The 25,575-nt window shown below is 24.4% G+C and carries 31 protein-coding genes and 2 tRNA genes; 22 read left to right on the top strand and 11 right to left on the bottom strand.

Annotation, left to right across the window (positions count from 1 at the left end):
• Position 1 precedes the first annotated feature (1 nt).
• The gene (locus QW117_00410; protein ID MEM3405426.1) at positions 2 to 271 is read left to right on the top strand and encodes a hypothetical protein; all 270 of its coding nucleotides are present in this window, start codon (positions 2 to 4) and stop codon (positions 269 to 271) included.
• 151 nt (positions 272 to 422) lie between these two features.
• Entirely contained in the window at positions 423 to 1,499 is a 1,077-nt protein-coding gene (gene ftsZ / locus QW117_00405; protein MEM3405425.1) for a cell division protein FtsZ, read from the top strand.
• Positions 1,500 to 1,727: 228 nt separating this feature from the next.
• Here the strand turns inward: ftsZ and QW117_00400 are convergent, their stop codons facing one another.
• The gene (locus QW117_00400) at positions 1,728 to 2,282 is read right to left on the bottom strand and encodes a nitroreductase family protein (GenBank protein ID MEM3405424.1); all 555 of its coding nucleotides are present in this window, start codon (positions 2,280 to 2,282) and stop codon (positions 1,728 to 1,730) included.
• Positions 2,283 to 2,343: 61 nt separating this feature from the next.
• On the opposite strand from QW117_00400, the gene QW117_00395 reads away from it, so the two are divergent.
• Positions 2,344 to 2,643 carry a hypothetical protein gene (locus QW117_00395; protein ID MEM3405423.1) on the top strand — a complete coding sequence of 100 codons (300 nt, stop codon included), beginning with the start codon at positions 2,344 to 2,346 and terminating at the stop codon, positions 2,641 to 2,643.
• 1 nt (position 2,644) lies between these two features.
• Here QW117_00395 and QW117_00390 read toward each other — a convergent pair.
• From QW117_00390 to QW117_00375, 4 genes are all read right to left on the bottom strand, one after another.
• A tRNA-Asn gene (locus QW117_00390) sits at positions 2,645 to 2,717 on the bottom strand.
• A 59-nt stretch (positions 2,718 to 2,776) separates the two neighbouring features.
• Entirely contained in the window at positions 2,777 to 4,222 is a 1,446-nt protein-coding gene (locus tag QW117_00385) for an MFS transporter (GenBank protein MEM3405422.1), read from the bottom strand.
• A gap of 42 nt (positions 4,223 to 4,264) precedes the next feature.
• On the bottom strand, positions 4,265 to 4,408 hold the full coding sequence (locus QW117_00380; protein MEM3405421.1) for a hypothetical protein: 144 nt from the start codon (positions 4,406 to 4,408) through the stop codon (positions 4,265 to 4,267).
• A gap of 150 nt (positions 4,409 to 4,558) precedes the next feature.
• On the bottom strand, positions 4,559 to 5,218 hold the full coding sequence (locus tag QW117_00375; GenBank protein MEM3405420.1) for a hypothetical protein: 660 nt from the start codon (positions 5,216 to 5,218) through the stop codon (positions 4,559 to 4,561).
• A 33-nt stretch (positions 5,219 to 5,251) separates the two neighbouring features.
• Between QW117_00375 and QW117_00370 the strand changes: the two genes are divergently transcribed.
• Genes QW117_00370 through QW117_00355 form a run of 4 tightly spaced genes read left to right on the top strand, consistent with a single transcriptional unit; the run spans position 5,252 to position 8,603 of the window.
• Entirely contained in the window at positions 5,252 to 5,932 is a 681-nt protein-coding gene (locus QW117_00370; protein ID MEM3405419.1) for an endonuclease V, read from the top strand.
• A 53-nt stretch (positions 5,933 to 5,985) separates the two neighbouring features.
• Positions 5,986 to 6,702 (top strand): hypothetical protein, encoded by a 717-nt coding sequence (locus tag QW117_00365; protein MEM3405418.1) that lies wholly within the window; start codon positions 5,986 to 5,988, stop codon positions 6,700 to 6,702.
• A 35-nt stretch (positions 6,703 to 6,737) separates the two neighbouring features.
• Positions 6,738 to 7,730: a deoxyhypusine synthase gene (locus QW117_00360; protein MEM3405417.1), complete on the top strand. Its 993-nt coding sequence runs from the start codon at positions 6,738 to 6,740 to the stop codon at positions 7,728 to 7,730.
• Between the two features lie 18 nt (positions 7,731 to 7,748).
• Positions 7,749 to 8,603, top strand: a complete 855-nt coding sequence (locus tag QW117_00355) for a tRNA-dihydrouridine synthase family protein (GenBank protein MEM3405416.1) — start codon at positions 7,749 to 7,751, stop codon at positions 8,601 to 8,603.
• Here the strand turns inward: QW117_00355 and QW117_00350 are convergent.
• A tRNA-Gly gene (locus tag QW117_00350) sits at positions 8,585 to 8,655 on the bottom strand. The genes QW117_00355 and QW117_00350 overlap by 19 nt on opposite strands.
• A 145-nt stretch (positions 8,656 to 8,800) precedes the next feature.
• Between QW117_00350 and QW117_00345 the strand changes: the two genes are divergently transcribed.
• The 6 genes from QW117_00345 (at position 8,801) to QW117_00320 (ending at position 12,410) form a co-directional block, all read left to right on the top strand.
• Entirely contained in the window at positions 8,801 to 9,328 is a 528-nt protein-coding gene (locus tag QW117_00345) for a hypothetical protein (GenBank protein ID MEM3405415.1), read from the top strand.
• Positions 9,329 to 9,474: 146 nt separating this feature from the next.
• A complete protein-coding gene (locus QW117_00340) occupies positions 9,475 to 9,786 on the top strand; it encodes a DUF5320 domain-containing protein (protein ID MEM3405414.1) in 312 nt (103 codons plus the stop codon).
• A 58-nt stretch (positions 9,787 to 9,844) separates the two neighbouring features.
• Complete coding sequence (locus QW117_00335; GenBank protein ID MEM3405413.1) at positions 9,845 to 10,156, top strand: DUF134 domain-containing protein; 312 nt, start codon at positions 9,845 to 9,847, stop codon at positions 10,154 to 10,156.
• Between the two features lie 172 nt (positions 10,157 to 10,328).
• On the top strand, positions 10,329 to 10,625 hold the full coding sequence (locus QW117_00330) for a DUF4405 domain-containing protein (GenBank protein MEM3405412.1): 297 nt from the start codon (positions 10,329 to 10,331) through the stop codon (positions 10,623 to 10,625).
• Positions 10,626 to 10,636: 11 nt separating this feature from the next.
• Entirely contained in the window at positions 10,637 to 12,064 is a 1,428-nt protein-coding gene (gene metG, locus QW117_00325; protein ID MEM3405411.1) for a methionine--tRNA ligase, read from the top strand.
• Between the two features lie 7 nt (positions 12,065 to 12,071).
• Complete coding sequence (locus QW117_00320; GenBank protein ID MEM3405410.1) at positions 12,072 to 12,410, top strand: hypothetical protein; 339 nt, start codon at positions 12,072 to 12,074, stop codon at positions 12,408 to 12,410.
• Positions 12,411 to 12,581: 171 nt separating this feature from the next.
• Here QW117_00320 and minD read toward each other — a convergent pair whose 3' ends face one another.
• From minD to QW117_00300, 4 genes are all read right to left on the bottom strand, one after another.
• Positions 12,582 to 13,343 (bottom strand): cell division ATPase MinD, encoded by a 762-nt coding sequence (minD, locus tag QW117_00315; protein MEM3405409.1) that lies wholly within the window; start codon positions 13,341 to 13,343, stop codon positions 12,582 to 12,584.
• A gap of 1 nt (position 13,344) precedes the next feature.
• Positions 13,345 to 13,779, bottom strand: coding sequence for a hypothetical protein (locus QW117_00310; GenBank protein ID MEM3405408.1), 435 nt, complete (start codon positions 13,777 to 13,779; stop codon positions 13,345 to 13,347).
• A 59-nt stretch (positions 13,780 to 13,838) separates the two neighbouring features.
• A complete protein-coding gene (locus QW117_00305; GenBank protein MEM3405407.1) occupies positions 13,839 to 14,312 on the bottom strand; it encodes a hypothetical protein in 474 nt (157 codons plus the stop codon).
• A gap of 87 nt (positions 14,313 to 14,399) precedes the next feature.
• Positions 14,400 to 14,555, bottom strand: coding sequence for a hypothetical protein (locus QW117_00300; protein ID MEM3405406.1), 156 nt, complete (start codon positions 14,553 to 14,555; stop codon positions 14,400 to 14,402).
• Positions 14,556 to 14,630: 75 nt separating this feature from the next.
• Here QW117_00300 and QW117_00295 point away from each other — a divergent pair, with 75 nt between their 5' ends.
• From QW117_00295 to radB, 9 genes are all read left to right on the top strand, one after another.
• Positions 14,631 to 17,000, top strand: coding sequence for a valine--tRNA ligase (locus tag QW117_00295; GenBank protein MEM3405405.1), 2,370 nt, complete (start codon positions 14,631 to 14,633; stop codon positions 16,998 to 17,000).
• A gap of 34 nt (positions 17,001 to 17,034) precedes the next feature.
• Entirely contained in the window at positions 17,035 to 18,123 is a 1,089-nt protein-coding gene (prf1, locus tag QW117_00290; protein ID MEM3405404.1) for a peptide chain release factor aRF-1, read from the top strand.
• 11 nt (positions 18,124 to 18,134) lie between these two features.
• The gene (locus tag QW117_00285; protein MEM3405403.1) at positions 18,135 to 18,737 is read left to right on the top strand and encodes an SMC-Scp complex subunit ScpB; all 603 of its coding nucleotides are present in this window, start codon (positions 18,135 to 18,137) and stop codon (positions 18,735 to 18,737) included.
• Positions 18,738 to 18,837: 100 nt separating this feature from the next.
• Positions 18,838 to 19,959, top strand: a complete 1,122-nt coding sequence (locus QW117_00280; GenBank protein ID MEM3405402.1) for a glycosyltransferase — start codon at positions 18,838 to 18,840, stop codon at positions 19,957 to 19,959.
• On the top strand, positions 19,953 to 20,639 hold the full coding sequence (locus QW117_00275; GenBank protein MEM3405401.1) for a hypothetical protein: 687 nt from the start codon (positions 19,953 to 19,955) through the stop codon (positions 20,637 to 20,639). Before QW117_00280 ends, QW117_00275 begins: the two co-directional genes overlap by 7 nt.
• 48 nt (positions 20,640 to 20,687) lie before the next feature.
• On the top strand, positions 20,688 to 21,566 hold the full coding sequence (locus tag QW117_00270) for a hypothetical protein (protein MEM3405400.1): 879 nt from the start codon (positions 20,688 to 20,690) through the stop codon (positions 21,564 to 21,566).
• Between the two features lie 140 nt (positions 21,567 to 21,706).
• The gene (locus tag QW117_00265; protein ID MEM3405399.1) at positions 21,707 to 21,973 is read left to right on the top strand and encodes an RpoL/Rpb11 RNA polymerase subunit family protein; all 267 of its coding nucleotides are present in this window, start codon (positions 21,707 to 21,709) and stop codon (positions 21,971 to 21,973) included.
• Position 21,974: 1 nt separating this feature from the next.
• Positions 21,975 to 22,532, top strand: a complete 558-nt coding sequence (amrA, locus tag QW117_00260) for an AmmeMemoRadiSam system protein A (protein ID MEM3405398.1) — start codon at positions 21,975 to 21,977, stop codon at positions 22,530 to 22,532.
• Between the two features lie 133 nt (positions 22,533 to 22,665).
• Complete coding sequence (gene radB / locus QW117_00255) at positions 22,666 to 23,394, top strand: DNA repair and recombination protein RadB (protein MEM3405397.1); 729 nt, start codon at positions 22,666 to 22,668, stop codon at positions 23,392 to 23,394.
• On the opposite strand, the gene topA is transcribed toward radB, so the two are convergent.
• Complete coding sequence (gene topA, locus QW117_00250; protein ID MEM3405396.1) at positions 23,391 to 25,568, bottom strand: DNA topoisomerase I; 2,178 nt, start codon at positions 25,566 to 25,568, stop codon at positions 23,391 to 23,393. The two genes, radB and topA, sit on opposite strands and share 4 nt — an antisense overlap.
• Positions 25,569 to 25,575 lie beyond the last annotated feature (7 nt).

Here is a 25,575-nt window from a genome sequence, read left to right as displayed (position 1 = left end):
AATGGAAATTGGAAAAAAGTATCTAGAAAAAATATTAGAGGATATATTTAAATATTTAAGAGGAGAATTTTTTTTATCAAAAGAAAAAAATTCTTCTGGAAAGAGTTATGCTTGTTATATATGTTTAAAAGAGATAAAAGAAAGTTATGTTTTAATAAAAGAATTTGATGAACTAACAAAAACAGAAAGAAGATATCACGAAAATTGTTTAAAAAGTTTATTTAGTTATTATATTTTTATTAAAAATCATGACAATATTTCAGAAAATTAATCAACTTTTTTTATTTTAAGATTACAGAAAAATAATTTTTTATAAAAGAAAAGTTTTTAAAGAATTAAATTTTATTCTTTTAAAATAAAAAAGGAGGAAAAATAATATTTTTCAGAATTTTTCTGAATAAATAAACTGAAAGGAGGTAAAAATGGTTTTAGATTTTGCAAAAGAAGCTATCGCTAATGCAGAAAAGCATAGCATAAATTTTGACGAACTTAAAGCAGGAAAAGCAAATATAAAAGTTATTGGAGCTGGTGGTGCAGGATGTAATGCAATAACTTGGCTTTACAACAAAGGAATCAATGGGGCAACTGTTTATGGAGTTAATACAGATGCTTTGCACTTATCAATAACAAAAGCAGATGAAAAAATTTTAATTGGAAAAGAATTAACAAGAGGTTTAGGTTGTGGTGGTTATCCTCAAAAAGGAAGAGAAGCAGCAAAAGAAGCAATTGCAGATTTAAAAAGAGCAGTTTCTGGAGCAGATATGGTATTTATTATTGCTGGTATGGGTGGTGGTACAGGAACAGGGTCAGCGCCAGTAATAGCACAACTTGCTAAAGAAGCTGGAGCAGTAACAATAGGAGTTGTAACAATGCCATTTGATTGTGAAAAAGCAAGAATAGATAAAGCAGAATTTGGTTTACAAGAATTAAGAGAAGTTTCAGATACAGTTATTGTAATAGATAATAATAGATTAGTTGATATTGCTGGGAATTTGCCTATGGAACAAGCTTTTGCTGTTGCAAATGAACTGGTTAGTACAATGATCAAAGGAATAGTGGAAACTATTACCTTGCCATCATTGATTAACCTAGATTATGCAGATGTCTCAGCAATAATGAAAAACGGAGATGTAGCAGTTATAGGAATTGGAGAAAGTGATACAGCAAATAGAGTTGAAGAAGCAGTAAGACAAGCTTTATCACATCCTTTATTGGATGTAGATTATAAAGGAGCTACTGGTGCTTTAATTCATGTTACTGGTGGTCCTGATTTGAAACTTGAAGAATTTAGTAATATTGGTAAACTTGTTTCAGATAATCTAAGTGAGGAAGCTCAAGTTATAATTGGGGCAAGAATCAACAAAGAATTTCAAGGAAGAGTTAGGGTTATAACAATAATGACAGGTGTTAAAAGTCCTTATGTATTAGGAAAGCCAAGATATGCTGAGCCAGAAATGAGAAGTGAGATGTCCGAACTTGGAATAGAAGTTTGGAAATAATTTTATGTTTTTTAGCGCGTCTTTTTTGACGCGCTTTTTCTTTTTCTTATTCTTTTTATTTTCTTTTTTTATTCAATATTAATTGCTTTTAGCAAGTCGCTAGAAAGCAAAAGATAACAAGGCGCGGTTGAGCGAGATAAGAAAAATTTTGAAAGAATCTGTATAATTTCAGGGTCTGACGAAGTGCGCATTTTTTTCCTTTCTTTTTTAATTTTTATAAATGATCATTTAAGTTTCTGTTTTTACCCATTCTTTCATATACTTATTCCCATATCTATTAAAAAAAAGAATTCCTGAAAGTTCTCTTTTTTTTCTTTGTTCAGATTTACCTAATTCATATCCTATAGGAAATACTGCTTCTACTTCTATGTTTTTAGGAATTTGTAAAATATCTTTAATTTGATTATCAACAAAAGCACCAACCCAACAAGTTGCTAAACCCAATTCTGTTATTTTTAGAAGAAAATTTTGTATAGCTGCTCCTGCTTGTTGTTTTACATATCTTAAAGCTCTTTCATCGTACATTCTTACTGCCTGAGAAGGATCAGAACAAAAAACAACAACGTAATAAGAATCTGCTATAAATTGTTGTTGGCAAGCTTCTGCTATTTTTTTTATTTTTTCTTTATCATCAACCAAGATAAATCTTAAAGTTTGTATATTCCCAGCAGAAGGCGCTAATCTAGCAGCATCTAATGCTTCTATTATGTCACGCCAATTCGGTTTCTTAGTAGTAAATTTTCTTACGCTATGTCTTTTTTCTATTGCTTCATCGAGTTTCATTAAAATTATTATTATTCTAGAGTATAAAAATTTTATTAAATTTATTTTTTTATTTTTAGAAATGAAATTTGATAAGATTTTTTATTTTGCTTTACTTAAAGAAGGTTCTTATGAGCATATAAAAATAGCAGCTTCAAAATATCTTTATAACTCTGATTTTATAAGTTCTTTAAATTTACAAGAATGTTTAGAATCTTATATTTATTTCAGAGAATATTTTAAAAAGGAAAGTTTGGAACTAGAAATTTTAGTTAATCTTATTGTAGATAATTTTAAAATTCCAGATAATTTAAGAAATAATCAATTTAGAAATGTTTTTAATATCTTAGAAAAGATGTATAAAAATTACAAAAATAAATAAACGTCCCCGGGAGGACTCGAACCTCCGACCCCACGATTAACAGTCGTGTGCTCTACCTGCTGAGCTACGAGGACTTATATTTATTATTAATATAATTCTAATAATATAAAAGTAATTTTTAAATTTTCTTATTTTATATTTTTATTCTTTTAAATGGTTTTTTTACTAATAAAGGAAATTCTCTTAATAAGAAATTATTAATATTATAAATTTCTGAAACTAAGGGAACGTCTTTCCAACTTACTTTTTGTTTTATTTCTCTAACCTCTTTTATTTTAAAAACTAAGAGGAAAGCAAAGGCATATCTTAGTATACCAGATATCAAAGAAATAAACATTAATTTATGAAAAATTAAAACTTTTTCTGGAAGATGTGTTGCTAATAAACCTCCAATAGTGGCCCCAATAAATACGCCAGCGCCATTTAAAACACTTGTATAAGCAACACATAAGCTTCTTCTTTGTGGTGTTGCGGCATCATAAACAAAATTTCCTGCAGCTAAGTTAAATCCAGCCCATGAAAATCCTGAAATAAAATTTGCTACTAATATAAAATAAAAAAACCAACTAAAATTAGGATTAATAAGCCAAGCAAAACATATTAATGGTATTAAAAAACTTGTTATTTTTAACATAGTTATATTTCCGAACTTATCTGCAAATCTTCCCCATATAGGCATAAAAATAAAGCTTGCAATAGTAGCAGATATATTAATTAGAATAAATTTAGAATAACTAAAATTTAAAACTCTTAACATATATATAGAATAAAAAGGTGATGAAATATTAGTTACTAATACAATAAAAGCAATATATATAGAAAATCTTCCAAAATTATTAAAAGGAGCTTTTTTTACAAATTGAAAAAATGAAAAATAATATTCCTCTTGGAATTTAAAAGCCGGTTCATATTGTTGTAAAACATAATATCGCGATATTAACCTAAATATCATTGCAAAAAGAAAAATTATAGAAAAACCAAAAAAAATCCATGCCTGATTATTTGTTATTCCTGAAAAAAACTTAAATTTATCTAAAATAATACCAGCAATTAACATAGAAATTAATGCAATAATTCCTCCAATTTTATTCCTTAAACCAAAAAATCTTCCAAATTCTTCTTTTTTTATTAAATCCCCTAACCAAGAACTCCAGGCAGGAGCAGCCAAATTTCCAAGAGAAGCATAAACTGTCCAAAAAATAATAACTAGTAATGGAGCGTATTTTATATCTTTTAAAAATAGAATTGAAACTAAAATTATAGGGATCCATAAAATAGACTGAATTAATATAGCTATACTAAATATTCTTTTTCTAGAATATTTTTTCATTAATTTAGATGTAAACAACTGAGCTAATGGCGCAATTAAATTTGGTATGGAAGTTAAAGCAGCAATCTGCTGATTTGTTGCTTTTAATTCTATCATGTAAGGTGAAATATAAGAATCACCAAAACCAACAGTAGCATTTACAAAAGCGGCGTCTTTTAAAGAATGAGATTTTGATTTTTTAATTAATTCTTCTTTTTTATTATCTTTTTCTAATTTTTTTTTGTTTATTTTTATATTTCTTTTTTTCATATAAAGAGATAACTTTATTCTCTGATTTAAAAATCTTTATTTTTATACCTTTATTCCAGATTCTTTAACATCTTTGCTGTGCTGATCCATTTTTCCTTCTCCTAAACAATCCCAACAAGTATGAATAGTTCCGTCTTTTTCTTTTATAACTCCAGTTCCTTTACATTTTTGGCATGTTTTTTCCATTATAATAAAGATAATTATGGGTATTTAAGTTTATAGTTTTTAAAAAGAATATTTTATTTATTATAATATTCCTCTTTCTTTTTATTAAGATTAAAAAATTTATACCAATCCTATTAAATTCTTTAGATTTATCTTTCTTTTTTAAATTTTTTATTTTTCCGCAAGTTCTAATATTAATTTTTCTTCTTTTAATGTATAGTTTATGATAGGTAAATTTACAGGAATTAATTTAAAATAAACTTTTTCTTTCGAGAAAGCTTTTATTTCTATACTATTTTCTAATTTGTTTATAAAAACATTTTTTATATTTTTAACTCCAGGTAAATTAATCTCATAAATTATGCGATTACTTAATCTTCTAACCTTTGTTTCTGCTTCTTGTCTAGGAAGTTTTGCTATTTTCTTAATTTCTTCTTCTGTTATCTCTTGAATTTTTCTAGGGGTTACATTTATATTTTTTTCTTTTATTCTTTTTTTCCCGGATAAATCACTTACTTCTATTTTTGGAGATTTTCCAGGTTCTGTAGATATACTTATACTTATTCCATTTTCAATATCTTTCTTTTTATTTTTTTCTTTTGCTATTTCTTTATCTATTTCTATAAATTGTCTTTCAAATTCTTTGATTAAGGAATTAAACATTTTATCTAAAAAAGAAATTCCAAAATTAGGGAATTCTATAGAATCGTTTTTTCCTAAAAAACCATAATCTTCATTTATATTTTCTTCTGTTTTATTTCCGCAAAAGGGACAGTAATTAAATCCTTTTCTTATAATTTTTCCACAAAATCTACATTTCTTCTTAAACATAATCTTTAAAAAATTTAGTTATTTAAAAACTTAATGGAAAATAAGGATAATTATAAAAAAATTTTAAAGAAGTTTAATATAACAGAAGAACAAATAAAAAAATTAAAAGAAGAGCAAAAAAAATTATCTAAATTAATAAAAATAAAAGATTCTACAAATTTCGATTTAGTAGAAATTTATGCCGGAATAGAAAATATTTTTAAAGGAAATAGAATTATTTCTGCAATTGTTTTGATGAAAGATAAAGAAATTATAGAACAAAAATATATTACTGAAAAAGTAAATTTTCCTTATATTCCCGGATTAAGAGCTTATAGAGAATTACCTTCAATGATAAAAGTTTTTAATATGTTAGAAGAAAGGCCAGATGTAATATTTGTTAGAGCTTCTGGAATTGCTCATGAAAGAGGATTGGGTTTAGCAAGTCATTTTTCTCTTTCTGTTAATGTTCCTACAATAGGAATAACAGATAATTTGTTAATTGGAGAAATAAAAGGAAATGATATAATAATAAATAAAAAAATTGTTGGTAAAGTTTTGAAATTAAAAAAAGAAGCAAACCCAATTTATGTTTCACCGGGAAATTTAATTTCAATATCTGCAGCAGAAAAATTAACAATAAAATTTACTACACCCCCCCATAAATTTCCAGATCCTTTAATTGAAGCAAGAAAATATGCGAAAAAATTATTAAGAGAATTATTTCTCAATTAAATATATTTTTAATTATAATAATATTTTTAAGTAAATCCGTTAAAAATTATAATATGAAACTTTTTAATTTTGCTTTTTTATTTTTATTTTTAATGAAAATTTCTCATTATGAAAATGTAAATCTTTCTAATTCTAATATGTCTAAATTAGAAGAAGAAATTTTATCAGAAACACAAAAAAAATATTTTGAAATATCAAAAAAATATTTAGATAATGAAATAACTCCACCAAAACCTGTTATAAAGATAAAGAAAAATAAAAATGGCGGGATAATAGAAAAAAAAATCTATTATTGTGCCGGTTATGTTCAACAATTTTTTTTAAATTATTTTGGTAAAAATTGGTGTATTGAAAAGGGGTTAATTAAAGAAGATGGAAAAAATTCTGGAGGAACCTGGGATATTGTTAAAAGTATGGAAGAAAAAGGATACCTTTTTTGGTCTAATAAAGATCCTAAGATAGCAAAATTAAAAGAAGAATATAGAAAAGCTTTCAAAAAAAATGATGAAAAATTAAAAGAAGAAATAACAATAAAACTTGCAAAAAGAAATAGAAGATATATCGAAAATTACTTAAAACCTTTTGATATTTTATCATTATGGTATAAAGATTCTCATTATAAAGAAAACGATTTAACCCATCTATGTGTCTATTTAGGAGATAGAAAAGTTTTGCAGCAATGGGGGGAGAAAATAGAAATAATAGATTTAAATATTTTATATGAAAGAACCCCCGCAGGAATAGAAAGAGTTTTTAGATTAATTAAGTAAGTTTAAAAAACTCTTTTTCTTTATGAAGATATAAAATGAAAAATAAAAAATTAAATAATAAATTAAAAATAACAAAAAAATATGTTTTTAGAAAGAGTAAAGAAGTTAGAGGAAAATCTATAAAAGGATATGATTTTAAGAAAGGAATAGATTATGAAAAAATTTTAGATTCTTATGAAACAATAGGGTTCCAAGCAACTAATCTAGCAAAAGCAATTAACATTATAAAAGAAATGAGAAAAAATAATTCTTATATTTATTTAGGCTATACTTCTAATTTAGTTAGTTCTGGATTAAGAGATATTATTTGTTATTTAACAAAAAATAAAATGATAGATGTTTTAGTAACAACTGCTGGAGGAATAGAAGAAGATTTTATTAAATGTTTAGGCGACTTTAAATTAGGAGATTTTAAGGTTTCTGGTAAAGAATTAAGAAAAAAAGGAATAAATAGAATAGGAAATATTTTTGCTCCAAACAATAGATATGTAGAATTTGAAAAATTTATTCAGCCAATATTAAAAGAAATTTATGATGAACAAAAAAGAAAAAAACAAATAATCACTCCTTTAGATTTAATATGGAAAGTTGGAGAAAAAATTAATGATGAAAAAAGCATTTATTATAATGCATGGAAAAATAAAATTCCAGTTTATTGCCCGGCAATTTTAGATGGGGCAATAGGAGATAACATTTATTTTTTTTCTCTTAATCATAAAGATTTTAAGATAGACATAGTTAAGGATTTAGAATGGTTTAATAATACTACAATAGGAAAGAAAAAAACTGGTGCAATTATTTTAGGTGCCGGAATAATAAAACATGCTATATTAAATGCAAATATGTTAAGAAACGGATTAGACTATGCTGTATATATCAATACAGAACAAGAATATGACGGAAGCGATTCTGGAGCTTCTACAGAAGAAGCTGTTTCTTGGGGAAAAATTAAAGGTAAAAGAATTAAGGTTTTTGCTGATGCTACTTTAGTTTTTCCTTTAATAGTTGCTAAGTGTTTTAGAAATTAACTTTTAGAGGTTATTAAAATGGTATCTACATTGGGAAATTTAAAATTAAAAAATCCTTATTTTCTTGCTCCAATGGAAAAAATTAATGATATTGCTTTTAGAATTTTATGTAAAAAAGCAGGAGCTAGTTTATGTTATACTGGAATGGTAAATCCTTTAACAAAAGAAAATTTAATGTTAGATGATAAACCAGCTTTACAATTGTTTTCTAATAACGAGAAAGGAATAATTAGTTTTATTAAGAAATATGAAAATAAAGTAAGTTTATTTGATTTTAATTTAGGCTGTGCAGCAGAAATAGCAAAAAAATGTAAAATAGGAGCTTTTATGCATAATAATTTAAAAAAAATTGAAAAAATTATAAGTGTTATGAAATCAACTACTAAAAAACCAATAACAATAAAATTGAGAAAATCTTCTTATACAGAAAAGATAATAAAAATAGCAGAAAAATATTGTGATGCCATAGCAATACATCCAAGAACAAAAGAACAATTTTTTAATGATGATCCGGATATAGATTTTGCTAAAAAAATAAAAGAAAAATTTAATTTACCTATAATTTATTCTGGAAATGTTAATGAAAAAAACGCAGATTTTTTATTAGAAAAATTTGATTTTATCATGATAGGGAGAAGTGCAATAGGAAATCCTAACATATTTGCAAAATTAACAAATAAGAAAATAAGATTTAATTTTAATGATTATTTAAAATTAGCACTAAAATATAATTTAAAATTTTCTCAAATTAAATTTCAAGCAATTAATTTTACAAAAAATAAAAAAAATGCATCAAAAATTAGAAGTTTAATAACAAAAATAAAAACCTTAAATGAATTAAATAAAATTATGAATGCAGCCTGCGGGAATTGAACCCGCCCCACGAGCTTGGGAAGCTCGGATTCTACCGATAAACTAAGGCTGCTTATAAAAATAAAATTTTTAGAATATTATAAAGTTTGTGTAAGAGAAAAGAAGCAAAGGGAAAGTTAATTCAATAACTTTTAAATTTTTCTAAATAATTTTTGTAATACAATAATTTTTATATATATCTAATCTTTTAAATAAAAATGGCAAAAAGAACAGAAATTGAAAAATATGTAAGATGGATGATAGCTTCTGATATATTATACAGGACTATAAAAAATTTAGGAGAAAAGGGTATGAGAAGATTAAATAAAACTGCAAAAAATATAGCAGATTTAATTGAAAAAAAAGAAGAGATAGGAGAAAGAATTATTGCAAAGATAGAAGAATTAACAGAGGAAAGAAGAGCTAGAACAATGAAAGAAGGAATAGAAGAATTTTCTAAAAAATATCCACAATATGGAAAAATATTGAAAGGTATAATAGAAGAAAAAAGATTAGAAAGGAATAAATATTTAGTATATGCTTTAAAACCTTCCTTTACCCTTGCAGAAGAAGATTATTTACAAGTGATAATGGATTTGGGTTTTGATAGAAGAGAAGCTTCTGCTATATATCCACATATATTAGAATATGCAGAAAGAGAAGGAAAATCTTCTTTTTATGAAGAGAGAAAAATTCTTTTAAAAGAGTCAAAAAATAAGAAAAAACAAAATAATAAATCAGAATAATTTTTTTATAATAACAAATTTAAAAATAAAAAGATTTCTTTCTTATTATTTTAAAATCTTATAAAAAAGTAAATAAAAAATAGAAAGATTTATAAACTATTATGAATATATATTCATAAATAAATTTATATAAGGAGGTAATAAAAATGCCGGGAGGAGATGGAACAGGACCATTAGGAGAAGGAAAAATGACAGGAAGAGGATTGGGTTATTGCGCAGGATTTAATATGCCTGGATATATAAACAATTTTCCTTGTTTGAGATTTGGGTTAGGGTTTCGAAGAGGTTTTGGAAGAAGATCTTTTAGGGCAAGAAGGATGCAGCAAATAATTCCAATTACTAATTATCCAATTAAAATGACAAAAGAACAAGAAAAGCAATTCCTTGAGAGAGAATTAGAAATATTAAAAGAAGATATGAAGGAAATAGAAAAGAGATTGAAGGAAATATCTAAATGAATTATTTTTTATCTTTTATTTTAGTTATATTTATATATAATATTAATATTAATTCGATATGGTCAGACCAAGAAAATGTAGAAGAATCTTCTTTAAAACACAAATAACTTATTTTAAGCCAAGAGGAATTCCATTAAGAAATTTAGAAGAAGTTGTATTAACTTTTGACGAGATAGAAGCGATAAGATTAGTAGATTATGAAGGAATTGAACAAAAAGAAGCAGCAAATAAAATGAGAATATCTCAACCAACTTTATCAAGATTATTACTTTCTGCAAGAAAGAAAATATCATCTTCTTTAATTGAAGGAAAAGCGATAAAAATTGAAGGTGGAAATTTTATACTACAAAAAGAAGGAAAAAAATCTTAAAAAATTTCAATAAAAGAAAAGCAAAAGAAAAAATAAAAATTACTAATGAAACATAATTTTTAATATTTAATACAAGAAAATTTCTTTATTATAAAAAATAAAACTAAATTTTTAAAAAATCTTTGATTAAAATACAATTAAATTTAAAAAATATATTCTATTAAATATTAAAATGGAAAAAATTAAATTAAATTATATAATTGATTTTTTAATGGGTATTTTTTTTATAATTACATTCATAACTGCTTTAGTTATTTTTTTCTTTTTTTCTTGTGGAATGAATTATGGAGATCATAAAATATTTTTAGGAATTAAAAAAAGAGTATTGTTGAATTTTCATAACTATAGCGTTATAATATTCTTTATTTTAGTAATTATTCATTTTATTTTACATTGGAAATGGATAGTTTGTATGACAAAAAATATTTTTTATAAAAAAAATTATAAATTAAAAGAAAGTAAAAAATAAAAAAATAAAAAATGAAAAATAAGTTTTATATTACAACTGCAATAGATTATGTTAACGCAAATCCTCATATAGGTCATGCATACCAAAAAATAATTGCAGATATTCTGGCGAGATACTACAAACTGAAAGGATATGATGTATTTTTCTTAACAGGAACAGATGAACACGGACAAAAAATATCATTAAGTGCAAAAGAAAATAAAAAAGAAGAAAAAGAATTTGTTGATGTGATGTCTAATAAATTTAAAGAAAGCTGGGAATTATTAAATATAGAATATAACAGATTTATAAGAACGACAGATAAAGATCATGAAGAGTTTGTTAAAGATTTTATAAAAAAAATAAAAGAAGATATTTACAAAGATTTTTATGAAGGTTATTATTGTGTAGGATGTGAAGAATACAAAACAGAAAAAGATTTGATTAATGGAAAATGTTCATTACATCCAAATAAAAAAATAGAAATATTAAAAGAAGAAACATATTTTTTTAAATTAGGTAAATATAGAAAAAAACTTTTAGATTTATACGAAAAAAATTCTACTTTTATTTTACCAAAAGAAAGAAGAAATGAAATAATAAATAGAGTAAAAGAGGGACTAAAGGATTTAAGTATTACAAGAAAAAATTTTAAATGGGGAATAGAGTTTCCTTTTGATAAAGAACATGTCGTATATGTTTGGTTTGATGCTTTATTAAATTATTTAAGTGCTGTAAAAAATAATAAAAAATATTGGCCAGCAGATGTCCATTTATTAGGAAAAGATAATGGATGGTTTCATACTGTTATTTGGCCAGCAATGTTAATGGCAGCAAAAGAAAAATTACCAAAAACTGTTTTTATTCATGGTTTTTTAACATTTAATGGGCAAAAGATTAGTAAAAGTTTAGGAAATGTAATCTCTCCTAAAATTCTTGTAGAAAAGTACGGATGTGATACAATAAGATATTACATCGCAAGGAATTTTGTTTTAGGAGAAGATGGAGATTTTTCAGAAAAAAAATTAATAGAAAGAAATAATAATGAATTAGCAAATAAATTAGGAAATTTAGTTTCTAGAGTTTCTGCATTAGCTGAAAAATATGGATTAGAAAAGACAGAAAATAAAATAATCAAGGAGTTGAAATTAAATGAAATTGAAAGAAATATAGAAAATTATGAATTAGATAAGGCATTAAATTTAATTTTTGAATTTATAGATGTTTGTAATGAATATGTTCAAAAGAAAAAACCATGGGAAACTAAAGATAAGAAGATTTTATACGAGTTAGCAGATAGCATAAAATCTGTTTCTATATTATTATGGCCCTTTATTCCAGAAACAAGCGAAAAAATTTCTAAAATTTTCAATTTTGAAATAAAAAATTTAAATCAAATAAACGAACCATTAAAGATAAATAAAATTAAAAAAGCAGAAATTTTATTTAAGAAAATATAAAATTAAAATGGAAAATATAAAATTTTCTGAATGGCAAAAATTAGATTTAAGAGTTGGAAAAATAATTAATATAGAAGATATAGAAGGAACAGATAATTTATATAAAATTGAGGTTGATTTAGGAAAAGAATTAGGAAAAAGAATAATATGTGCTGGTATAAAAAAATATTATAAAAAAGAGGAACTAAAAAATAAAAAGATAATTCTTTTTACAAATTTAGAACCAAAAATAATAAGAGGAATTAAAAGCGAAGGAATGTTACTAGCAGTAGTTGAAGAAGAAAATAATAAGGTAGTTTTAATTATTCCAGAAAAAGATATAGAGTTAGGAAGTAGGGTTAGTTAATTTGTATGAAAATAAAAATAAGATTAAGTTTGGATTTTTAAAAAGTTTTTTGGAACGATCCTAAATTTAAACTATAAGAAGAAAATAGAAGATTAAAAAATTTGTTATAATTGGTTTAATAAAAATTTTCTCAATAAAGATATATTTATTTCTTCCTATAATAAAAATTAATTATTTTTTTAAACCTAATCTTTCTAAAAATCTTTCAAAAAATTTCTTTTTTCTCCTTTTTCCTAATAATTTTGCAGCAACATCTATATAGGATTTTGAAGCTTTACTTCTTGGGTGAGTATGTATAACAGCATTTCTTTTTGCTAAAGATTTATGAACTGATTTGTCTTCAGGTATTATTCCTAATATTGGAACTTCTAACATCTCTTGTATGCTTTTAATACTCATTTCAGAATCATCATAAGTAACTCTTGTAACTATTGCTCCTAAAACTTCTTTGTCTAGATCTTTTGCTATTTTGATTGTTTTTAAAGCATCTGTTACAGATAATATATTTGGGTTTACTACAACAATAACACCATCGCTTACTTCTATCGGTTTAATTGATTCTTCTCCTAATCCAGCAGCAGAATCTAAGATTACATGATCTGATATTTTTTTTAAACTTTCCATAGTATCTTTTAATAAATGATAATTAATTTTTTTTAGATCTTTTAATGATAAAGAAGAAGGAACAATTTTCATTCCAGAATGATGTTCATATATAGCATCTTCTATTCTTGCTTTTTTTTGTAATACATGTGGTAAAGAAATTGGAACAACAGGAGCGCCTAAATATAAAGATAGATTTGGTGTTGTTAAATTAGCATCAACTATTATAACATCACTTTTGAATTTTGTTAAAGCAGCTCCTAAATTTATTGTTGTTGTTGTTTTTCCTGTTCCACCTTTACCAGATACAATAGCATAAATTTTTCCCATGTTATAAAAATTGTTTGACTTCTCTTATAAATCTTTCTATTATTTCATTATATTCTTCCAATTTTTCTATATCAATTGTTATCCATTCACCTTTATGTAAAATCTTAACCGCAACATTTTTTCTAAATTCATTTTCTCTAATTTTTTCTATAACCGGAATCTTTTTTAGAAATTCTAATAGATTTATTGCTTCTATAATGTTTGTATTTTTTTTAAAAATTTTCTTACAAACATCTATTTTCATTTTAGGAACATGAGGAATATTTTTTATTATATTCTTTTTTTTAGCTTTTTCTAATAATTTTTCTAATGAGATTTCTATAATATTTTTCCACTTTTCTAATAAATTCAAAATTACATCTGTTGTTTTTGTATACTTCAAGCTAACATAAAACAGATGATCTGCTGAAATTTTTTCTTGTAATATTTTCTCCATCTTAACTTTTTTTAAGTAAAAATTTTTAATATTAACTTATATTTATATCTTTCTCTTAATTAGGAGTTAATTTTTGTTCTTACTTTTCTTAAAAAATCTTTTGTTTCTATTATATATTCTTTTATTTTTTCTATAGATAAGATTTCTGTTTCAAAATTATCTCCCATTATGACTATTTTACCATCCTTTATAAATTCAAAAGGACTCTTTTTATGTTTTTCAGTTATTTTTAATATTTCTATTATTTTTTCTAACTGATTTAAACTTATACTATAAGTTGGGGCTATTTTTTTGAATATATTAAAATTTTCTTCAGCATTTTTAGATATAATTATTTTTTTGTTATAAGCTTCATATTGTAAAATAGAATTTATTATATTTATTAAAGCATTTTGTAATTCTTCTAATGCTTTTAATAGTAATCTTTGTTCTTTAATTAAAGGAAAGGTTACATAAACTAAATGATCTACTGTTTGTAAATATTTTTTAGCATTATCTAAGCTAATAAGAAATTTTTCTTTATCCTCATTCATAATAAAAATAAGAATTATAACTTAATATATTTTACCTTTTAAGTAATTAATTTCAAAAATAAATATAATTTTAAAATAATAAAAAGTTTATTTTAAGAATATCTTGAGAAAAATCCATATCCCTATTATTCCTAAGATGAAGAAGATAACATGAGCTGGAGTTAAGACTACTTTAGAAGGATAATCTTCGTCATATCTTAATAAGCCACCAGTTCCTATAGGAAGATTAATTCTATCTGACATTTTAAATAAAATATTCCTTTTATTTATAAATTTAACTAAAAGAAGATTTAAAAATAATTATACTTTATAATAAATATGAAAATTGAGGAAGAATATAATTCAACAAAAGAAGAACAAAATATATTAAAATTTTGGGAAGAAAATAATATTTTTAAATTCAATAAAAAAACAAAAAAACCTATATTTTCTATAGATACACCCCCACCTACAGTTTCTGGAAGGATGCATATGGGCCATGCATTTTCTTATTCTCAACAAGATTTTATTGTTAGATATAAAAGAATGAATGGTTATGAGATATTTTATCCTTTTGGAACAGATGATAATGGATTACCAACAGAAAGATTAATAGAAAAAATGTATAATATAAGAGCAAAAGATATTTCAAGAGAAGATTTCATAAAATTATGTTTAGATACATTAAAAAATAAATTAATACCTTTGTACATTCAAGATTGGAAAAGAATAGGAATAAGTTGTGATTGGAATATAATCTATTCTACTATAGATGATAATTCTAGAAGAATATCTCAATGGAGTTTTATTGATCTTTATAAAAAAGGAAGAGTTTACAGAAGAGATGCTCCTTCTATGTGGTGTCCTGTTTGTGAAACAGGGATTTCTCAGGTAGAATGCCAAGATAAAAAAGTCAAAACTTATTTTAATAGAATACTATTTAAAGTAGAAAATGAAGATGTTGCAATAGATACCACAAGACCAGAATTATTACCGGCTTGTGTTGCAGTATTTTATAATCCACAAGACAAAAGATATAAACATCTAAAAGGAAAAAAAGCAAAAGTTCCTTTATTCAATTTTGAAGTTCCTATTCTAGAAGATAAGAGAGCTGAAATTGAAAAAGGAACAGGAATAGTAATGTGTTGTACTTTTGGTGATCAAACAGATATGGAATGGCAAAAAGCCTATAATTTAGAAATAAAAGAAGCAATAAAAAAAGATGGAAGAATGTCTAATATATGTGGGAGATATTCTGGAATGACAATAAAAGAAGCAAGAGAAAAAATTTTAGAAGATTTAAAAAAAGAAAACTTGTTGGTAGAACAAAGACCAATAGAACATGAAGTTAAGGTTCATGAAAGATGCGGAACAGAGATAGAATTTATTAAAACAAAACAATGGTTTGTCAAGTATCTTGATTTGAAAAATGAAATGATAAAATGGGGAAAAGAATTAAAATGGTATCCCGACTTTATGATTAATAGATATATTAATTGGATAAAAGGTTTGCAATGGGACTGGCTTATATCAAGACAAAGATTTTTTGGTGTTCCTTTTCCTATATGGTATTGTAAAAATTGTAATGAAATTATTTTAGCAGAAGAAAAAGATTTACCTGTAGATCCATTAAAATCAAAACCGAAAAAGAGATGTATTAAATGTAATTCTTCTGATTTTGAACCAGAAAAAGATGTTTTAGATACATGGTTTACATCTTCTTTAACTCCTAGATTAGCAGTAGAAAAAATGCCAAAAGAAATAGAAGATAAATTATTTCCAATGTCTTTAAGGCCACAGGCATCAGAAATAATAACTTTTTGGCTTTTTAATACAGTTGTAAAAAGTCATCTGCATTATAATAAAAAACCATTTAGAGATGTAATTATATCTGGTTTTGTTACATTAGGAAGAGAGAAAATGTCTAAAAGTAAAGGAAATATTGTTGAACCTGAAGATGTTTTAAAAAAATATTGTGCAGATGCTTTAAGATTTTGGGCGGCTTCTTCTAAATTAGGGGAAGATGTAGAATATCAAGAAAAAGATTTAGTTGCAGGAATGAAATTTATTAAAAAAATAATAAATGCAAGCAAATTTGTTTTTATGAATCTAAAATATATAAAAAAACCAAAAGAATTAAATTATATAGATAGATTATTCCTAAACAAATTAAATTTGTTAATAGAAAAAACAACAAAAAATTTTGAAAATTATAGTTATTCTCAAGTAAAATTATTAACAGAAAATTTTTTTTGGAGAGTTTTTTGTGATAATTATTTAGAAATAGTTAAATATAGAATTTATAATGGGACAAAACATGAAAAAGAATCCGCTTATTTTTCTTTATATAATGGATTATTAACAATAATAAAAATAATGGCTCCTATAACACCATTTGTTACAGAATATATTTATCAAAAATATTTTAAAAAATATGAAAAAGAAAAATCAATACATATAACTAAATGGCCTAAAAAAATAAAAATAAAAGGTAATAAAAATGATGAAGAAAATTTTGATAAAATATTGGAAATTATAAGTAAAATAAGGCAAGAAAAAAGTTTAGCTAAGAAATCTGTAAAAGCAGAAATTATCTTAACTTTACCAAAAGAAGACAAAAAATTAATTGAAAATTGTTTTAATGATTTTAAAGCAGTAGTTAATGCTAAAGAAATAAAAGAAGGAAAATTCAAGGTAGAATTTCTTTAACTAAATTTATAAATATAATTAACTATTTCAAAACATGTCAATATCTTTATACGAACTTGAATCAATCTTAGAAGAATTAAATAAAATTAAAGGAAGACATACAGAACTTATTTCTGTTTTGATACCAGCAGGAGCAAATATACATATTGTTGCAGATCAATTAGAAGCAGAAAAATCTACAGCAGATAATATAAAAAGTAAAACAACAAGGAAAAATGTTATAGATGCATTAGAAAGTATAATAAGAGAATTAAAATTATATAAAAAAACACCCGATAATGGATTAGCTATTTATTGTGGGAATATTTCTGAAACAGAAGGTCAAAATAATATTAAACTATGGGCTATAGAACCTCCACAGCCATTAAAAGTAAGATTGTATAGGTGTGATAAAGAATTTGTTATCCAGCCATTAAAAGAAATGTTAGAAGCAAAAGAGGTTTATGGTTTAGTTGTTCTAGATAGAAAAGAAGCAACTTTTGGTTTATTAGAAGGAAAACAAATAAAAATATTAAGAAAGATAACCTCTGGTGTTCCAAGTAAGATAAGAGCAGGCGGCCAATCTGCTCAAAGATTTCATAGAATAACAGAAGGTTTAGCAAAAGAATTTTTTAGAAGAATAGCAGATACAATGAAAGAGCTTTATCTCAACATACCTAATTTAAAAGGAATTATGATCGGTGGCCCTATTCCAACTAAGGAAGATTTTTTAAAAGAAGGCCAGTTAATCACTTCCTTAAAAGAAAAGATAATTGCTGTTAAAGATTTAGGTTATGCTGATGAACATGGAATAGAATTATTAGTAGAATCAAGTAAAGATGTTATTGCAGAACAAGAGATAACAAAAGAAAAAAAATTGGTAGAATCTTTTTTTGAAATGATAGGAAAAGGAAAAAAAGCTATTTATGGAAAAGAAAATATATATAAAGCAATTAATTATGGAGCTGTAGACACTTTACTATTAAGTAAAAAATTAAAAAAAGAAGAAATAATAGAAATGCAAAAAAAAGCAGAATCTATATCCGCTAAAATTGAAATAATATCAACAGAAACAGAAGAAGGAGAACAATTTTATAATCTAACTAAAGGTTATGGAGCTATTTTAAGATTCGATATACAATAAAAATAATAAAAATGGAAGAAAAGAAAAAAGAAAAAGAAGAATCAACAAAAGAAGAAGCAAAGAAAGAAATTGAAAAAGGAAAAATAGAAATTGATGAAATTAGAGAAAAAGAGTATTTAAGGAAATTAGAAGCAGCTTTGTTTGTTTCAGCCAGATGGTTAAGTATTCAAGAATTAGTTATGTTAACGAATATTAATCCAATTCTTTTAAAGATTCTTTTGGCGAAATTAAAAGAAGAATATGAAAAAGAGGATAGAGCAATAATTATTTTACAGAGAAATGATTTATGGAAGATGGATGTTAAGCAGGAATACCAAAAAATAACAGAAAAACTTGTTTCAGGAAGTTCTGAATTTAGTAAAGCTGAGCAAGCAACTTTAGCTTTAATAGCATATAAACAACCAATAAAGCAAAGTGTAGTAGTAAAAATAAGAGGAAATAAAGCATATGATCATATAAAAAAATTTTTGCAATTAAATTTAATAAAATCAAAAAAATTAGGCCATACATTAGAATTAAGTTTAAATGAAGAATTTTATAATTATTTTTCAATAAATCCTAACGATGTTGGAGAAGGAGAGATTAGAGAAATTAAAGAAATAAAAAAGGAATAATAAAATGGAAATTTTACCAAAAATATACTTAACCTATATGTTTATCTCTTTATATTTTTTCTTTTTTTTTATAATCCTTTATATTAGGAACAAAGAAAAAATGTTTTTTTATCCGAAATCTAACAAAAGATATAGTGTTTCTGTTTTAATACCAGCTTATAATGAAGAAGATTCTATAGAAGAAACACTTAAGCATGTATTAAAATCCGATTATGATAATATAAAAGAAATTATAGTAATTAACGATGGTTCAACAGACAATACAAAAAAAATAGTAGAGAATATTATAAAAAAAGAAAAATTAGTTAAACTTTTAGATAAAAAAAATTCTGGAAAAGCAGATTCTTTAAATCAAGCAATAAAAATAGCGAAAGGAGAATTAGTGTTAATATTAGATGCTGATAGTTACATCTGTGAAGATGCTATAAGAAAAATGGTAGGTCTTTTTGATGATAAAAAAGTGGCAAGTGTAACAGGAAGAATTTTAGTAAAAAATAAAGAGAAATTATTAGAGAGATTACAAGCTGCAGAATATGCTATGATAGCATTTTCTAGAAAGCTATTAGAATTTGTAGATGGAATTTGGGTAACTCCAGGTGCTTTAAGTATGTATAGAAAATCTGCTCTAATTAAAGTAGGGGGATTTGACACAAAAAATATAACAGAAGATGTAGAAATAACTTGGAGACTTATAAAAAATGGATACAAAATTAAGATGTGTTTGGCAGCAGGAACATATACAATTGTCCCAAATAATATGAAAAGATGGTGGAGACAAAGAATAAGATGGGATATTGGAGGAATTCAGACTTTAATTAAATATAAAGGATATCTTCTTAAAAGAGGGAGTTTAGGATATTTTATTATTCCTTTGTTTAGTATATCTATGTTTTTAGGTTTGTTCGGATTAAGTGTTTTTTTTTATTTGTTGATTAGAAAGTTAATATTAATTTATAAAATAACTTATTTAAGTAAAGTTTCTTCTGTACCTATATTAACTATGAATGATATTTACATAACAGTTACTGTTCTAAACTTTTTTGGAATTATTGTTTTTCTTTTAGGCCTATATTTCACTCTAATAGGTTTAAGGGTTATTAATCCTGGTATAAAGAAAAGCTTTTTTAACCTTCTTATCTACTTATGTTTATATCTATCAATATATCCAACAGTTTTACTTGTTTCATTTTATAAAATAATAAAAAAAGATATAAAATGGTAAAAAATGAAAAAATAGTTTTTTTATATGCTTTCTTATTTGCAATTATGGTTTTTTTAATTGGAATTTTTATTGGTTTTACTATAGAAAATATTAGAAATACTTCTGCTTATAAGTTATATTTAATTTCAGAAATAAATATGAATGATATAAATCTTCAATCCCAATTACTTAACTATTTTGAAATAGATAACTGTAATTTTTATGAAGAAAAAAATATTTTCTTTTTAGATAAAATATATGAAGATGCAAAATTACTTTCAAAATATGAACAATCTAGTAAAATTTCAGATATTATTAAATTAGAACATAGGAAATTTGATTTTTTAAGAACATTATTTTGGTTAAATAGTGCAAGAATAAAAGAAAAATGTAATTCTAGCTACATAAACATAGTTTATTTATATGACTATAATAATCCGTCTGTTGATCAAAGAGCAAAACAAAATGTTTATTCTAAACTATTAGAAGAATTAAAACAAAAATATGGTGATAAGATAATCTTAATTCCTATTGCAGGTGATAATAATTTAACAAGTGTAGATATTCTGCTCGATAGATATAATATAACAGAGCTACCAACTATACTTATAAACGAAAAAATAAAAGTAACTGAGATGATTAATTTACAAGAATTGGAAGAAGTAGTACAAAATGAATTAAAGAAAAAGGATAAATTTTAAATATAAAAAAATAATAATATTTAAATATGTAATTTATTATTTTTTAAAATGAAAGAATGTTATTTTTGTGGAAAAAAAGATGAAGAATTTTTAGATGTTATTTATGGAAAAGAGATAATAAAATGTTGTTATATATGTTCTAAAAGAGAAAATTTACCTGTTGTAAAAAGGCCAAATGAAAATCAAATAAAAGAAAGTGAAAAACCATATACAGTTTATGAGAGATTAGTAAGGATGGCTAAATTGCAAGGAAAACCAATAGAAAAAAAAGCAGAAAATTTTATTAGTAAAGAAATCACTTTAGAAAAATTAAGAAAACCTAAAAATTATGAAGAAATAACCTCAAAAAAATATTGGACAGGAGAAAAAAAAGAAGAAATAGAAAGAATAGATAGCAAAAAAGAAATCTATATGGAAAAAAAGCCTCTGATGATAAGAGAAGAATGGAGTTATTCTGAAGAAGAAATTAGTTTTTCTCCAACTATAGAAATAAAGAAAGAAATTCCAAAAGGTTCTTATATCTTGAAATTAGATAAAGATAAAATAAAAAACTTGACAATAGGAGATTTACAAAAAATGAAAAAAATGAAAGAAATAATAGAAAAAGAAAATAGTATAAAAAGAGAAGAATCATTAGAAAAAGAAATGAAAGAAAAAACAAAGCATGATTTAATAAAGAAATCAGAAAAAGATTTAAGCTTAAAGGAAATTAATGATATAATCTGGAGAAGAAATAAAGAGTTAAAAGAAAAAAAGAAAAAGGAAGAAAAAGAAGAAGATAAGGAGATATTAGATCTAAAAAAAGAAATTCTTGAAGAAAGTTCAAAAGAAATAGAACCGAAAAAAAAGAGAGAAAGCTTTTTTTCAAGGATAAAAAAGAAATTCAAAAAAAGAAATACCTACGAAAAAATTGAAAACAACAATTAAAGAAGAACAGAAATAATAATCTTATAAATAATATAAAAATATTTAAGATGAAAAAGTACCTGTAGATATTTTAGAAGATAATTTACTAAATTTATAATAATCGTTATATTTAAAAATGTGTTAATTCTCTAAAATTTAAGATGAAAGTTAATTATTTAAAGGAAGAAAAAAATGAAATTGAATTGGAATTAGACAATACAACAATTGCGGAAATTCTAAGAGTTTATTTGGCAAAAGACGATAATGTAGATTTTGTTGCATGGAGAAAAGAACATCCAACAAAAAATCCTATTTTGAAGATAAAAACTTCTAATAAAAGTGCCAAAAAAGCTTTATTAGATGCGAAAGAGAAAATAGAAAAAGATTTAGATAAGGTATTAGATGAATTTAAAAAATCAATAAAATGAGATGGAAGAAAAGATATACAATTTAGAAGAACAAAAAAAATTATTACAACTAGCACGACAAGCAATAGAAGAAGAATTGAATATAAACAAACCTACTCTTCTATTAGAAATAGAAAAAAATAAACTTTTTCGGGAATTTAGAGGGATTTTTGTAACGTTAAAAAAGAATGGAAAGTTAAGAGGATGTATAGGTTTTCCTTACGCTACAAATTATCTCTATAAAAATGTTTATGAAGCTGCAAAAGAAGCAGCTTTTAATGATCCTAGGTTTCTACCTGTAACAAAAGACGAGTTAGATAAAATCAAAATAGAAATATCTATTCTAACAAAACCGACTAAAGTTAATAGTTTAAAAGAAATAGTTATAGGAAAGGACGGATTAATGTGCAAATATTTAACACGAAGTGCATTACTGCTGCCGCAAGTTGCAAAAGAATTAAACCTAAACAAGATAGAATTTTTAGAAGCTTTATGTGATAAAGCGGGTTTGCCAAAAGGAACGTGGCAACAAAAAGGTTTTGAACTTTATAAATTTCAAGCACAAATTTTTAGTGAATAAATAATGAAAATATCATTTTAAATAATTAAAAAACTGGAAACATTAAGTAATTCATTCAGTAATTTTTTATTTAAATTAATAATATAAAATCTATTATATAAATGCTTTTTAACTCTTTTTTCTTATTTAAATTATGAACAAAGAAAATAAGATATCTGCTGGAAGTTATGATTTAAATAAATGGTTATATGGAGGTTATGAAAAAGGAGTTATAACGACAATTTATGGAGAGGCCGGAACTGGAAAAACAAATTTCTGTATTTTAGCTGCTGTTAGCCAAGCAAAAAAGGGATATAAGGTTATTTATATTGATACTGAAGGAGGATTTTCTATAGAAAGAGTAAAACAACTTGTTCCTGATAATTATGAAGAGGTTCTAAAAAATATTTTACTCTTACATGTTCTGGATTTTAAGGAACAATCTAAAATAATAAATAGACTAGAAAAAGAAATAAATCAAAATAAAATTTCTTTGATAATAATTGATGGAATGACCATGCTTTATAGATTAGATCTTGCAGAAGCAAAACAGAATAGTAACAATGTACAAGAAATTAATGCAGAGCTTGCAAAACAAATGAAAATACTTGCAGAAATAGCCAGAACAAAAAATATAGCTATAATCATAACAAATCAGGTATATCATGATTTTATTAGCGAAGAAGATTTTAAAAAAGGAAAAAAATCAGAAATAAAAATGGTTGGAGGAGATATTTTAAAATACTGGAGTAAATGTTTAATAGAGTTAAGTAATGTGAATGGTAAAAGAATAGCTAAATTAATAAAACATAGAAATTTGAAAGAGAGAAAATTAAATTTTATTATAACAGATAGTGGAATAAAAAAAAGAGGATTATTTTAAGATTCTTTTTTGCATTGAGGGTTAAAACAAAATTCCCAAGGTTTTTTTCTTTTCTTTATTAATATTAATTTAGGTAAATTGCATTTTTCACATAAATTTTGAGACTTTTTTATTAAACCTTTAGGAAGAGTAAATGTTATTTTGCATTCCGGATAATTGCTACAAGCAACAAAATATCTTTTTGATTTTTTATTGTATAATAATCTTAATTTTCCCTTTCCACAATTTTTACAATCTATTATTTCATTTTCCAATTTTTCTTTTTCATTTCTTTTTCTTTCTGCTTCATTTAATTCTTGTCCAATCTCTTTCTCTTTTTCTTTAAATTGATTCGCTATCGATTTTATTACTTCTTTTGCTTCTTCTATTATTTTTTTTTGTTTTTCCTTTAGATTTTTTTTACTTTCTAAAATATTTTCTATTTCCTTTTCAAATTTTCTTGTTAGTTTTTCATCAATTATTATAGGAGAATATTTTTTTAAAGTTTCAATTAAAGAAATTCCAAGTTCTGTTGCTTCTATATTTTGACCTTTTATATAACCTCTATCATATAAGGTTTGAATTATTAATGCGCGAGTCGCTTTTGTTCCTAAATTTCTTTTTTCTAATTCCGCTATAATTGAAGCTGGAGTATACCTATTAGGAGGATTGGTCATTTTTTCTTCTATTCTACTATCTATAATTTTATATTCTCCATTTATCGTAGGAATTTCTTTTTCGCTTATTCTTGATTTATATATATTTAACCATCCTTTTTCTTTTATCTCTACTCCTTTTTTCAAAAATTTTGAATTATCTATTATTGCTGTTATTATTTTATTTTCTATTAAAGCGTCTGAAGCAAAGCAGGATAAAAATCTTCTAACTATCAGATCATAAATTTTTCTCTCTTCAGAAGAGAGATTTTGCGGAATCTCTCCGGTTGGATAGATAGAAGGATGAGCAGGATCAGATTTCTTGCCTTCAATTGGTTTTTCTCTATTACATAAAATAGTTTCTTTATAAATAGAAGAAAGTTTTTCAATTATCTTTTTAGGTTTTATAGAAGGTGGGATTTTTTGTGATGAAGTTCTAGGATAAGAAATAAAACCATTTAAATATAAGTTTTGTGCTATTTGTAAAGTAACATTAGGATTTATCCCATAAAATTTGTATGCTTCTAATTGTAAGGAAGTTAAATCAAAAGGTGGTAAAGGTTTTAATTTTTGTTCTTTTACCTCTGTTTTAACTTTTACTATTTTTCCTTTTAAATGTTTAAAAAGAGTAAGTTCTGATTCTTTTGTTATATTTTTATTTAATTTTAATTCTATCTTTTCTTTATCTTCATTTATTACTAGGTATACTTGCCAATAAGGAGTTGGATTAAAATTTCTTATCTCTTTTTCTCTTTCAACTATCAAATTTAAAGCCGGTCCTTGAACTCTACCTATAGACATAATTTTAAATTTTCCAACAGCTTTTATAGAACTCATTAAAGCTCTTGATAAATTTATTCCATAATACCAGTCTAAAAAATGACGAGTTTCTCCTGCAATAGCTTGCGGCCAATCAATAGTATTCATCATTTTATTGTAAGATTCTTCTAACTCTTCTGAAGTTAGAGTAGAAAATTTCATTCTTTTTGCGTCTCCTCTTCTTGCTATCCCCCTTATTATGTTTAATCCTATAACTTCCCCTTCAATATCATAATCTGTAGCGATTATTATTTCTTTAGCGTTTTTACATAATTTTGCTAGAGTTTGATAATAATTTTTTGTCCATTTGCCATTTTCTTTTTTAAAAGAAGGAACCCAATTTATATCGAAAATTGGATAGGAAGAATCTTTTCTTTCTTGATCCAGAGTAAAAAGATGACCAGCTGCAGATGCAACTAATATTAATTTATTGTCATATACCAATTCATAATAAGGGATTCCTAAAAAATTTAATTTTTTTTGTTTTCCTTTTCCTAAGGCTAGAGCTATTTTTAGAGCAGCTTGTGGTTTTTCTGTAATTATTAAATAATAATCTTTTTTTATTTCTTCTTTTTTTTCATCAGCAGTTTTATTTTCGGAATTTTCAACTTTTTCGATATTTATTTTTTTTATAGGAATTTCAACTGTACGTTTTACATTAGAAACATCTATTGGTATTACTTCAGAATTTTTTTGTTTCCTTATAATTTTATTTTCCATTTGATAA

It is taken from the genome of Candidatus Pacearchaeota archaeon, from assembly GCA_038874355.1.
Lineage (GTDB): Archaea > Nanobdellota > Nanobdellia > Pacearchaeales > GW2011-AR1 > JAVZCO01.
The sequence above is the reverse complement of the archived record's forward strand: the minus strand, read 5'-3'. Positions and strand labels throughout refer to the sequence as shown.